The organism is Ruegeria sp. G2, from assembly GCF_056533505.1.
Genome location: NZ_JBQFON010000013.1, coordinates 65667 through 77123, shown reverse-complemented (window position 1 = coordinate 77123; position 11457 = coordinate 65667). Strand labels below are relative to the sequence as shown.

Sequence of the window (11457 nt, the reverse complement as noted above, 5' to 3'; positions counted from 1 at the left end):
ATTCCTCCCTGGATGTTTGGGTGCATCTTCGAAGTCTGCACCCTTGTTTGAACCCGTTGTGACGGGTACGGATTCTAACGGTTAGCCATTCAAGCGCGCACCTGTTTGCGCATCAAACAAGTGGCAGTGATCGGTGTGGATATGGATCGAAACCTGATCGTCGATTTCGGCCCGATAGGTTTTGTCAGCCTTGACTGAAACAAGCGCACCACCAATCCGAACCGAAACCATGGTGCTGTCGCCCAAAAGCTCTTGCGTGTAGATCGGTGCGTTGATCTCGCCACCGCTTTCCACAACATTGGCGTCCTCTGCGCGAAATCCCAGCGTGATGGGACCGTCCGGTGCGTTCAGCCCGTGCACCTCTGTGCTTTGGGCGCGGAACACTCCACTTTTGACATCGCCATCAACAAGGTTCATTGCCGGGTTGCCAATAAAACTCGCCACAAATGTGTTTGCGGGCTCATCGTAAATGTCGGTCGGAGAGCCGACCTGCTGAACCACGCCCTGTTTCATGATCACCACGCGATCGGCCAACGTCATTGCTTCGATCTGGTCATGGGTGACGTAGATCGTTGTCACAGCCAGCTCGTGACTAAGGTTCTTGATCTGGGCGCGGGTAGAAACGCGCAGTTTTGCGTCCAGGTTTGATAGTGGCTCATCCATCAAGAACACGTTGGGTTCTCGAACAATGGCACGCGCCAGCGCGACCCGCTGTCGCTGCCCACCCGACAGCTCTGCCGGTTTACGATGCAGGAAGTCATCCAGTTCAACCATCGCCGACGCGCGACGTACTTTTTCGTCATGTGTTGCGGGATCAATGCCGCGAACCTTAAGTGGGAACCGTATATTCTCATAAACGTTCATATTCGGATACAGGGCGTAGGACTGGAACACCATCGCGACGTCCCGGTCCTTGGGCTCCATGTCGTTAACACGTGCGCCATCGATCAGAATATCGCCTTCACTGGCGTCTTCCAGGCCCGCGATCATGCGCATGGTCGTGGTTTTGCCACATCCTGATGGGCCAAGGAGCACCAGAAATTCCTTGTCGGCGATTGTGAGGTCAAAATTGTCTACGCCGACAAATGAACCCCAACGCTTACCGACATTGCGAAGTTGAATTTCGGCCATTCTATCCTCCCTGGCGCGCAAACTTATGCATACGCATGCAGAAGCATAGACATTCAGTAAAGCTTATGGCAAGTTTTTTTTGCATGCGAATGCAATCATGCCGACTGCCGATGCTACCAAAATCCTAAAGCACTGAAAGAAAACGATATGTCTTATGGATCCGAGAAAAAAATTGTCCTCGGCTTCTACGATGCGCTGAGTCGATCAAAGAGCGCCGCCATCGCAGAAACACTCTCGGACTTTTGCGTAGAAGGGCTGTTATGGCGAGGATTCCATCCTTTCAACGAACTGAACGGAATCGATGATGTAGTCCAAAAATTTTGGCTTCCTCTGCGGTCGAGCCTAACAGGTTTGCAGCGTCGGATGGATGTGTTCATGGCGGGCGCGAATGAGATCGACGGGCATAGCTCGGTCTGGGTTGTGTCGATGGGTCATTTGATGGGTTTATTCGACAAAAACTGGCTGGGCATTCCCCCGACACACAAGATGGTCTTCCTGCGATATTGCGAGTTCAACAAGATCGAGAACGGCAAAATCACCGAGACCGCGATGTATTTTGACATCCCGCACCTGATGATGCAGGCGGGGTTACAACCCTTCCCTCCTCAGACGGCCGCGCAGCTGGTTCAGCCCGGACCGATGACTCACGATGGGTTAATGTTCGGCCCACAGCCCGCCGTAGAAGGCGAGAAAACCTTAGCGGCCATTAACACAATGATTTCCGATCTCGGTCGCTGGGACAGCGGTTTGAGCCTTGTGGACGAACTGCGCCGCACCTGGTGTGAGGATATGATCTGGTGGGGGCCATCGGGCATCGGGGCGACTTACACAATTGAACGCTATGCAAAACAACATGCTGGGCCGTTCCGGTCCTCGTTTGCGGATCGCTCAAAAACCAAACACATCTGCCGCATGGCCGAAGGTCACTATGGTGGTTTCTTTGGGTGGCCGAACTTCACCGCGCGTCCCACGGGAGGTTTCATGGGCATGCCCGCCACCGGCAAAACCGGCGAATTCAGGGTGATCGATATCTACCGGCGTTCCGGGGACAAACTGGCCGAAAACTGGATCTTCATTGACCTCCTCCACTTTTGGAAACAACAAGGTGTCGATATTCTGGCCCGAATGGCAGAGGTGCCGCGAACATGACTCATTGGATCGACGCACATCACCACCTTTGGGACCTCGAGGCAGTACACTACCCTTGGCTGATGGCACGCGGGGTGGAAAGGTTCTTCGGCGACCCAACGCCGATTCAACGGAATTACCAGCTGAGCGAGTTCCGGTCCGAAGCCGCGCCCTGCGGCATCGGTGCGTCGATCCATATTCAGGTGGGAGCAGAAAACGGCCTTGACGAAGCCAGATGGGTTCAATCTGTCGCCGATGCCAATTCAGACTGGCCGATGGCGCAGGTTGTGTATTGTGATCTGACTTCAACCGAACTATCCGCCCAGCTCGACACGTTTCAGACCCTTCCGACTGTGCGTGGCGTGCGCCAGATCGTTGGCCGCGCACCCGGAGAGGACGCACAGACAGGCACCAATGCACTACTGGACGATCCACAATTCCTGATCGGTTTAAAAGAAGCCGGAATATGCAATCTCAGCTTTGATCTGCAACTCGTTCCCGAACTCATGAAAAAGACCGCCCGAGTGCTGGCGCTGGCGCCGGATATTCGTGTTGCACTATGCCACGCCGGATCGCCGCATGACCGCAGCCCCGCGGGCCTGAAGGAATGGGCTCAAAATCTACGCGCGCTGTCCAATCTGCCTAATGTTTCGTGTAAACTCTCAGGTTTGGGAATGTTCGATCACAACTGGACCCTAGATAGCATTCGACCGATCGTGGATGAATGCCTTGAACAATTTGGGCCTAAGAGGGTCATGTTTGGCTCCAATTTTCCAGTAGATAAACTCTATGGCGACTATGCCACTTTGGCGGAGGTTTACCGCGATCTGGTTCCCGCTGAATCGCATTCGGCGGTATTCAGCGAAACTGCTATAAGATTTTATGACCTTGAGGTTCCTTGGGAGGCAGATTCAATTTTGAATCGCTAGTGCAGACTGAGGGTTTGGTTGCAAAAAATTAAACCATTGCCCCGCATCGATAAAGCAATCCGATGACTCACCGTAATACAAGCTAGAATGCCTGGTCATGAGTTCTTTTAATGGCACACAATGTCCGAAGGGATGTATCGCAAAAGGGATACGCGCCTGTATCCCAGGTCAAAAGCAGCGCAGAACCACCGTCAATTACGACAAGCGCCGATACAAACGCCGCAACAAGATCGAGATCATGTTCAGTAGACTCAAGGACGGGCGGCGTGTCGCAACCCGATACGACAGGTGCCCAAAGGTATTCCTCTCAGCCATCGCGCTCACCGAGACCGTCATGTTCTGGCTATGAAACAAGAACGGGTCCTGACCCTAGCAACTTAGCAGGAGCAATATTGACGATGAATGTCCGCTTTCAGCGATAACGTCAATTCAATCCCACGCTCGCAGCGAAGGACCGCTTCCCGCCCGATTCATTAGAATAACAACGCGTTCTGGCGCAAAAAGAACCGGCGCGGCTAGCACCGCCGCATTTGTTTTTGGGGTCGCGGGATTTGGACAAGCCAAACGCCCCTGCCATCAGGGGTAAGACGCTGCCTTCCCCCTCGGGCAACCCTATTAGACAACACCGTGTCCTCAGCTCCGCCCGCAGGCCGCACCACCATTGTCGAATAGCATTGCCTCGCCCCCATCCGTGTTCGCCACGTGGCAGATCAGCAAGAACAGGCGCCTTCGGCGTCTGATCTGCAAATCAGCCCTGATTTTCCTAAAAGGAAGTCAGGTTCAATGAAATGTATAGGTGCTGGATGAAGGAAGTGAGGCGAAAATGGCAGGGTTCTGTCGCTGGTAACAGAACTATGTGTCGCATTATACGAGCACTGTGGAACGTCACTAAAATTTGCCTCAGCCGACAGCTAAAACCTCAGCAAATGAGTGAATCACGTCATTCAATTTTGACCCAAACATCAAGCATTTCTGGCCCAAGGCGATTAATGGCATTTCATCGATGCTGAAGTTGATGTCTCATTTCTTGCCTGTTCCACCCAGCGACTGACAAACGCGGATTTGACCATCATGGAATTGAGAAGGTTACCAAGTTCGAGGAAACTATGTCACGACTGGACGCCGCGTTGGGTGTCTTAGCCGGTGTCTCCAAGCCTTGCCGATGTATCCTCCTTGGCATTGCCATCAGCCATTCGGCTAAAAGCTTGTCGCCAACCTTCAGCAAGTTCTTCCATCTGAGACAAAACCTCGGCATCTTCCGGCAGAATGCGACGAGTCAGCCGTGCGCGTGTAACAGCCAATACAGACCAATTGGGATTTGACCTTTCAGCCAAGGTGATCCGATCACCGGCGCCAACCTCGCCAGGTTCGAGCACGCGGTAATACCATCCGGTCCGGCCCGTCTTCTGGAACTGGTAAGGCATTTCCTTTCGCCCCGCATGGAGCCCAAGCTTCCAACACGGCTGCCGCCCCTGGCTGATTTGGACAACGGCTGATCCTAGTGAAAGGATGTCCCCTATGCATAGGTTCTCCTCGGTCAGTCCCGTCGTAGAAATATTCTCGCCAAATGCCGCTGGCATAGTACCGGGTGCCATTAGGTCCTCTGCTTGCCAAGCCGAATAGTGACCAAAATCATAATGATGGATGGCTTTGTCTTTGCCGCCATGCACGGTCAGGTCCGCCTGAGCGTCCCCGGAAAATCCAAGCGAGGTAATGGCTTGCCGCCCGTCCACCCGGTCTTTCTGAATGGCAGATGGCGGCTTTCCCTCCCATCGATCTCTGATGGCTCCAAAAAAGAGGCCGTCGACGATTGCCGACAGTTCTGGACGGTTCATTTAGCTTCCTCGTGCTCAATGCAGATCTTGTCTTTTTCTCCGGGCTCCAATGAAACACCCAACAATTTGCAAAAACCGTTTTCCGTCGTGGCATCATGGTGAGAGCAGGATTTGCATTGGCCGAACAATCGGCCTCCATTTGCGGCCAAAGCCAAACTGAGGCCTTGCATCAGCCCTTGCTCAAGCATGGCTTGGTTTTCTAAGGGAATATCTCCAATTGCCTGAGCAACAGGATTTGGCTGACGTACGATCTCGGCCCCTTCTTTTGTGAGTTCGTAGGAAATCGACCGCTGATCGTGTTCTTTGCGATGCTCTTCTACATAGCCTTTGCGCGCCAAAGCCTTGAGCGTCTGTGACATCGTTCCACGGGTTGTTCCGATGTATTCTGCAACATGCGACGGCGAGCGCGAGAACATGTTCGCCTCAGCGAGGTACTCGAGCGCCATCCTCTGAGTCGGGTTTAGATCTCCCGCCCATCCTTCGGAAGCATCAATCCGGGCCAGACGGTTGATCAGTGTGCGTATGCGATGATCTGTGTTCACAACACTTTTAGTAGCGACTCGAAATTATAGTTGCAATGTATTTCTCATTACAGTAGCGACTCGCTATCTTTTTATTGGAGGCACCCATGAAACTTTCAACGCTCACTTCTACTTTGGCTCTGCTCATCGGCAGCACAGCTCTTGCTGATGGGAACCATGCCATTCATCAGGATGGCGCGATCATATCTTCTGCTGACGCCAGTAAAGTCGCGGATTTTGACATTCTGGCCGCGCACGCGCACCGCAATGGAAACACGGTCACTTTTCACATGACCACGAATGGATCGGCTGGTGCCTCGGTTCCGGCGGCAACCGGAGAGGTCGGTGGTTCAGACGTCTGGTCATATGTCTGGCCTACGTCTTTGGACCCTTCGGCCGTTGGGTTCGGAGGCGGCACAGGCATCCTTGCAATGGCCGCAACCAGTCATCCAGATTTTGATGACACACCGCTTTTTGACGAAAACGGCGACGGAGACCCGGCCAATGACGGCATCGAATGGCACAGCCACTGGGTAGTGTTGACCCCGACCGAAGCGTGCGGACCCGACGCGCTTGCCGTACGTGACATCCCCGAAGGTTCCACACCTAAGCTACCTGCGACATGGCCTGGATTCCCGATCTTTCTGGACAGCCCAGGGTTTACACCGCTGTTCGACGGGCCCGAAATCTCGGTGAACGCAGGCTTCGCCAGCGACGTCGAACTGGAAGGTGTCGCTTACGATGGCGTCACTTCGGCCTTGCGTGTGAACGCTAATATCCATGCTCCCTTGCTGTGCGTCACAGATGTTTTTGACGTCGCATCTGGCGAACTGAGCCTGCCGGGCAAGATTCACTAACATTCGATTGCGCAGCCGCCGAACCCACGGCGGCTGCCTGCTACTGAGGACAAAAAAAATGCAAGCACCAGAGTTAGACGTCACGGAATGGTTCAACACAGACACGCCCCTAACCCTAGATAACCTAAAAGGACGGGTTATCGTCATTGAGGCCTTTCAAATGCTTTGCCCAGGATGTGTCCTGCACGGTATTCCCCTGGCGCAGTCGATTCAGAGGACGTTTCCTGAAGAGAAGGTAGCCGTAATTGGCCTGCACACCGTGTTCGAGCATCACAACGCTATGACACCGGTGTCTTTGCAAGCTTTCCTGCATGAATATCGCATCACGTTCCCTGTCGGCGTGGACAAACAGGGCGCAGGACCGTTGCCAAACACGATGTCTCGCTTTGGCATGCGCGGCGCACCAAGCCTTGTCCTTTTAGATCAGGCGGGGCAGATCGTTGCGCATCACCTTGGTCAGGTTTCGGAACTTCAATTGGGGTCCGAGATTGGCAGTCTTCTGACACAGGAGGTCGTGTCGACCAAATGCGGCACCGTCACTGTTGATCAAAGCGAATGCAAACCAGGTAGCTGCAATGTGTGATCGGGCCAAGGTGCCCACATATGGAAATCGTTTTTTCCAAGCGCCATCGCCAAACCGTAGTTTTGTCTTACACGGCGACGAAAAGCCCAAAAACACCAAACAGTGCTCGCTACCCAACAACCCACAGCGTCTGGCAAGTCCTAAAAGATCGGGGAATTGCCAATTGTTTTTATGCCAGGTCTACACACTCGATGCTCAAACCAAGCGCGCTTGCCACACCGGCACCATAACCAGGATCGGCCTTGAGACAGTTCGATATGTGACGGATCTGAATTTCCTTCCTTGCAGCGCCAATCGCGCGGGCAGTGTTTGCGAACAACACTTTTTGCTGCTCCGGCGTCATCAGGCGGAACAAATCACCGGGTTGCGAGAAATAGTCGTCATCCTCGCGGTGGTTCCAATGATCCGCAGCACCTTCGATGGACAAAGGTGGTTCAGAGAAATCCGGTTGCTCGGACCATTCGCCATGCATATTGGGTTCATAGCCAATCCGAGATCCGGCATTGCCGTCGACTCTCATTGCTCCATCACGATGGTAGGAATGATACGGGCAACGCGGCGCATTCACCGGGATCTGGGAATGGTTAACACCCAACCGATACCGCTGAGTGTCGCCATAGGAAAACAGGCGTCCCTGCAGCATTTTGTCCGGCGAAAAGCTGATACCAGATACAATTGTAGAAGGCGCGAATGCAGCCTGATCCACCTCGGCAAAGTAGTTCTCGGGGTTTCGGTTCAATTCCAGCTCGCCAACCTCGATCAGCGGATAGTCCCCATGCGGCCAAACCTTTGTCAGATCAAATGGATTGAGGTGATATGTACCCGCATCCTTCTCTGGCATGACTTGGACGTAGAGCGTCCATTTGGGAAAATCGCCGTCTTCGATAGCATCGTAAAGATCACGCTGATGGCTTTCACGGTCACCAGAGATGATTTGCGCGACTTCTTCGTCGGTAAGGTTTTTGATCCCCTGCTGGGTTTTGAAATGGAACTTGACCCAGAAACGTTCGTTATCCGAGTTGATAAGGCTGAACGTGTGGCTGCCAAACCCGTGCATGTGTCGGTAGGTAGCCGGAATCCCGCGATCAGACATGACGATTGTCACCTGAAGCAAAGCTTCGGGAAGGCTGGTCCAGAAGTCCCAGTTGTTATCCGCACTGCGCATGTTGGTCCGCAGATCGCGTTTGACCGCGTGGTTAAGATCGGGAAACTTCAATGGGTCGCGAAGGAAATACACTGGAGTGTTATTGCCCACCAGATCCCAGTTGCCTTCCTCGGTGTAAAACTTGACTGCAAAGCCGCGAATGTCCCGTTCCGCGTCCGCCGCACCGCGTTCTCCTGCAACGGTCGAAAAGCGCAGGAAGAGATCCGTCTTCTTGCCAACATCAGAGAACAATTTGGCACGTGTATAGCGGGTGATGTCGTGAGTCACTTTGAACGTGCCGTATGCGCCTGATCCCTTGGCATGCATTCGGCGTTCGGGGATCACTTCGCGATCAAAAAATGAGCCATCTTCTCGAGAAACCAGACATCCTGAAGCAGCGCAGGACCACGCGGCCCCGCCGTTTGAGTATTTTGGTTGTTAGGCACTGGCGCGCCAAACGCGGTAATCGCCGGATAGCAGTCATTGATCCTGCGCGCTGAGAACGTCCACTTCGAGCCCAAAGTGTTCAGCGTTTTTCAAGGTGAGCTACGATCAATTGCGTAGCCAAAATGCAATAGATTTGGCCCCAATTAGAGTACCGTGCTAGCGTCTAAGAAACGCCGATAAAAAAAGGATAGACAATGTCTGCGACACTTTATGATCGTCTGGGAGGGACGGATGGTATTCGGCGAATAGTTGACACGCTGGTGGACAATCACTCCAAAAACCCAGTTGTCTCTGCTCGATTTGCAGGAAGTGATATAAAGCACCTCAAGCAAATGGCGGGGGACTTCTTTATTACTGGTTCTGGTGGACCTGAGATCTATGCAGGCAAGGATATGGCTAGCGCGCATCGGCACATGAACATCAGCGGAGACGAGTTTGTCGCAGTATTGGATGACGCAGTGAACGCACTAAAGGCAAACGACGTTGGTCAGCGGGAGCAAGAGGAAGTCTTGTACATTCTATATAGCCTCAAAGGGCAAGTCGTTGGGATTTGAGTATTGCGTGAACGGAGTGCACACGAAAAAGTGAAAACTTGGTCATTGGATTATTTTTGTGGAGCAGGTGTCGCCCGGGTCTTGCTGAACGCCCACTAATAGTACCAATTGACAGTGAGGCTGAGAGCTTTTTCTTGGTCTTATTCTTGCTGTCGTACTGCGTATGATCGCGTTGGGAAAAAAAGTGGTGTGCTATATGGCAAAACTATCTGCAGTAACTTTCTTCCTTGCTGTGGCAGTTCCAGCCACTAGCGGTGCGGCAGCCACAGCGGTGGAGTGTAGCAACGCAGGAGGGTTAACCGAAATGATAAATGCAGAAGCGGTATGTTCTTTTCCCAGCAGAACTTGCCCGAGTGAATGGAAAACATATCAGTCGCTCAGACAATGGCGCCCCAAAACTTGTGGAGGCTCGCAATGCACGGGTAAAGATGAATGCACCACGAAGCAGGGTTGGTCAACGAAACCACCTATGTGTGTCTATGAGAGCGGTAGAAATTCTGAAGGCGATTGCACCAAGAGAAACAAATGCGAGGCGGACCAAGTTGTTCGAGTAGCCTGCACCAAATGAGTTTGAGGTGTTGCTCCAGCGACTCCAAGAAACCTTGGAAAATTCATTCGTGCATTTACGGCAGCCCAGATGTTCGCCTTGGGCAAGAGTTGCAAGAGTCAAAAACTTGGCTTCGGGCAAACACTGACGGCAGCAAAGTCCGCACTGCGGTCATCACCGGGCAGAGTGGTGAATGGCGCGCTACTGCAACCACCGTGTGGTACGTCACCGATATTCGACTCAATCGACGGCCAAAACCTCATTAAATCGGTCAATCACGTCATTCATTTATGACCCACACGTCAAGCATTTGTGACCCCAAAAGAATTGCGGCCGCTTGACCAGAACAAGGAAAGGTTTTGTCTTTATGGACGGGTTATAAACAAAACCTCCCTTAGTGTCCTCTGCACCAAGGGCGGCTTGGCGTGGCTTTTGACAACAGCGGAAAACACCCAAGTTTGGCAGTTAGACAAATCTGTTCACATAATTCTCTAATATTTCCTGGCGTCCAGATTGCGGCTCTGGGTTTATTCCTTCATTTAAAACGCGCGCGGAAATTTCATCTAGGCTACTGCTTAAGATGGACTCCGCTTTGGGAGACTTCCAACCGGAATACCGTTGCGAAAGCACGTTTTCCAAGCCTCCATCTTCAATCATTGCAGCCGCTGCTTTCAAACCGCGTGCGCATATGTCCATTCCGCCGATATGAGCCGCCACCAGATCGGCAGCGTCAATCGATTGCCGGCGAATTTTGGCGTCGAAATTTGTGCCGCCGGTGGTAAAACCACCAGCTTTCAGGATGTAATAGTAAGCTAGGGCAACTTCCGGTGTGTTGTTCGGGAACTGGTCTGTATCCCATCCAGATTGGTAATCGTTGCGGTTCATATCAATCGAACCCAGCATCCCTTCAGCAGTCGCAACCGCAATTTCATGCTCAAAGCTATGCCCGGCAAGGATCGCGTGGCCCTGCTCGAGATTCAGCTTCACTTCTTTCTCCAAACCGTACTTCCTAAGAAATCCAATGCAAGTAGCTGCATCATAGTCGTATTGGTGCTTGGAAGGCTCCTGAGGTTTCGGCTCCACAAGAATAGTGCCTTTGAATCCGATCTTGTGTTTGTACTCTACGACCATGTTCAGAAAACGGCCCATGTGGTCCAATTCAGTTTTCAGGTCCGTGTTCAGAAGGGTTTCGTAGCCCTCACGACCACCCCACAAAACATAGTTTTCGCCGCCTAGTTTGTGAGTTGCATCCATGCAGGATTTCACTGTCGCTGCAGCGAACGCAAAAACGTCGGGATCAGGATTGGTACTGGCGCCAGACATCCAGCGACGATGACTGAACATATTGGCCGTACCCCAAAGCAGTTTGGTGCCAGAAACTTGCATCTTTTCACCGATATAATCGGTGATTTCTTCCAATGTGCACAGGTTATCGGCAAAATTTCCCTGTTCAGGCCGGATATCAGCGTCGTGCCAGCAAAAGAATGGCTGCCCCAAAAGCTCAAACAACTCGAATGCAATATCTGCCTTCTGGCGTGCCCGGCCCATATCGTCCTGAGGATACCATGGACGTTCGAACGTAGGTCCACCAAAGGGGTCTCCGCCCTCCCACGCGAATGAATGCCACCAGGCCACAGCAAACCGCAGATGGTCCTCCATGCGCTTTCCTATGACAATCTCGTCCGGATTATAATGGTGGAATGCCAGCGGGTTGTCGCTGTCCGCGCCTTCAAACCGGATCTTTTCGATCCCTTCAAAAAATCCACTTGGCATTTCTGCCC

10 protein-coding genes and 1 pseudogene are annotated in these 11457 nt (G+C 52.6%); 6 read left to right on the top strand and 5 right to left on the bottom strand.

Annotated elements, in window-relative coordinates:
• Positions 1-81 precede the first annotated feature (81 nt).
• A complete protein-coding gene (locus tag ACR0DU_RS19500; protein ID WP_480876832.1) occupies positions 82-1131 on the bottom strand; it encodes an ABC transporter ATP-binding protein in 1050 nt (349 codons plus the stop codon).
• A 147-nt stretch (positions 1132-1278) separates the two neighbouring features.
• Here ACR0DU_RS19500 and ACR0DU_RS19495 point away from each other — a divergent pair, with 147 nt between their 5' ends.
• The 3 genes from ACR0DU_RS19495 to ACR0DU_RS19485 all read left to right on the top strand — a co-directional run bounded on the left by ACR0DU_RS19495 (position 1279) and on the right by ACR0DU_RS19485 (position 3537).
• Positions 1279-2280: an ester cyclase gene (locus ACR0DU_RS19495; RefSeq protein WP_480876829.1), complete on the top strand. Its 1002-nt coding sequence runs from the start codon at positions 1279-1281 to the stop codon at positions 2278-2280.
• Complete coding sequence (locus ACR0DU_RS19490) at positions 2277-3188, top strand: amidohydrolase family protein (protein WP_170781357.1); 912 nt, start codon at positions 2277-2279, stop codon at positions 3186-3188. Before ACR0DU_RS19495 ends, ACR0DU_RS19490 begins: the two co-directional genes overlap by 4 nt.
• Before the next feature lie 97 nt (positions 3189-3285).
• A complete protein-coding gene (locus ACR0DU_RS19485) occupies positions 3286-3537 on the top strand; it encodes a transposase (protein WP_480876826.1) in 252 nt (83 codons plus the stop codon).
• Positions 3538-4324: 787 nt separating this feature from the next.
• Here ACR0DU_RS19485 and ACR0DU_RS19480 read toward each other — a convergent pair.
• The gene (locus tag ACR0DU_RS19480; protein ID WP_170781358.1) at positions 4325-5023 is read right to left on the bottom strand and encodes an MOSC domain-containing protein; all 699 of its coding nucleotides are present in this window, start codon (positions 5021-5023) and stop codon (positions 4325-4327) included.
• Positions 5020-5565, bottom strand: a complete 546-nt coding sequence (locus tag ACR0DU_RS19475; protein WP_480876822.1) for a MarR family winged helix-turn-helix transcriptional regulator — start codon at positions 5563-5565, stop codon at positions 5020-5022. The genes ACR0DU_RS19480 and ACR0DU_RS19475 overlap by 4 nt, the downstream gene beginning before the upstream one ends.
• 86 nt (positions 5566-5651) lie before the next feature.
• Here ACR0DU_RS19475 and ACR0DU_RS19470 point away from each other — a divergent pair, with 86 nt between their 5' ends.
• Together ACR0DU_RS19470 and ACR0DU_RS19465 are read left to right on the top strand one after the other, a co-directional pair.
• On the top strand, positions 5652-6401 hold the full coding sequence (locus ACR0DU_RS19470) for a hypothetical protein (RefSeq protein WP_480876819.1): 750 nt from the start codon (positions 5652-5654) through the stop codon (positions 6399-6401).
• 58 nt (positions 6402-6459) lie between these two features.
• A complete protein-coding gene (locus tag ACR0DU_RS19465) occupies positions 6460-6984 on the top strand; it encodes a redoxin domain-containing protein (RefSeq protein ID WP_480876816.1) in 525 nt (174 codons plus the stop codon).
• A gap of 169 nt (positions 6985-7153) precedes the next feature.
• On the opposite strand, the pseudogene ACR0DU_RS19460 reads toward ACR0DU_RS19465, so the two are convergent.
• Positions 7154-8616, bottom strand: a pseudogene (locus tag ACR0DU_RS19460) (catalase).
• A 153-nt stretch (positions 8617-8769) separates the two neighbouring features.
• On the opposite strand from ACR0DU_RS19460, the gene ACR0DU_RS19455 reads away from it, so the two are divergent.
• On the top strand, positions 8770-9129 hold the full coding sequence (locus tag ACR0DU_RS19455; protein WP_480876813.1) for a group I truncated hemoglobin: 360 nt from the start codon (positions 8770-8772) through the stop codon (positions 9127-9129).
• Between the two features lie 1012 nt (positions 9130-10141).
• On the opposite strand, the gene xylA is transcribed toward ACR0DU_RS19455, so the two are convergent.
• Positions 10142-11449: a xylose isomerase gene (gene xylA, locus ACR0DU_RS19450; protein WP_480876810.1), complete on the bottom strand. Its 1308-nt coding sequence runs from the start codon at positions 11447-11449 to the stop codon at positions 10142-10144.
• Positions 11450-11457 lie beyond the last annotated feature (8 nt).

Coding starts and splice junctions, on each gene's coding strand:
- ACR0DU_RS19500 (WP_480876832.1), bottom strand. CDS start 1,131: ATGGCCGAAATTCAACTTCGCAATGTCGGTAAGCGTTGGGGTTCATTT.
- ACR0DU_RS19495 (WP_480876829.1), top strand. CDS start 1,279: ATGTCTTATGGATCCGAGAAAAAAATTGTCCTCGGCTTCTACGATGCG.
- xylA (WP_480876810.1), bottom strand. CDS start 11,449: ATGCCAAGTGGATTTTTTGAAGGGATCGAAAAGATCCGGTTTGAAGGC.
- ACR0DU_RS19490 (WP_170781357.1), top strand. CDS start 2,277: ATGACTCATTGGATCGACGCACATCACCACCTTTGGGACCTCGAGGCA.
- ACR0DU_RS19480 (WP_170781358.1), bottom strand. CDS start 5,023: ATGAACCGTCCAGAACTGTCGGCAATCGTCGACGGCCTCTTTTTTGGA.
- ACR0DU_RS19455 (WP_480876813.1), top strand. CDS start 8,770: ATGTCTGCGACACTTTATGATCGTCTGGGAGGGACGGATGGTATTCGG.
- ACR0DU_RS19465 (WP_480876816.1), top strand. CDS start 6,460: ATGCAAGCACCAGAGTTAGACGTCACGGAATGGTTCAACACAGACACG.
- ACR0DU_RS19470 (WP_480876819.1), top strand. CDS start 5,652: ATGAAACTTTCAACGCTCACTTCTACTTTGGCTCTGCTCATCGGCAGC.
- ACR0DU_RS19485 (WP_480876826.1), top strand. CDS start 3,286: ATGAGTTCTTTTAATGGCACACAATGTCCGAAGGGATGTATCGCAAAA.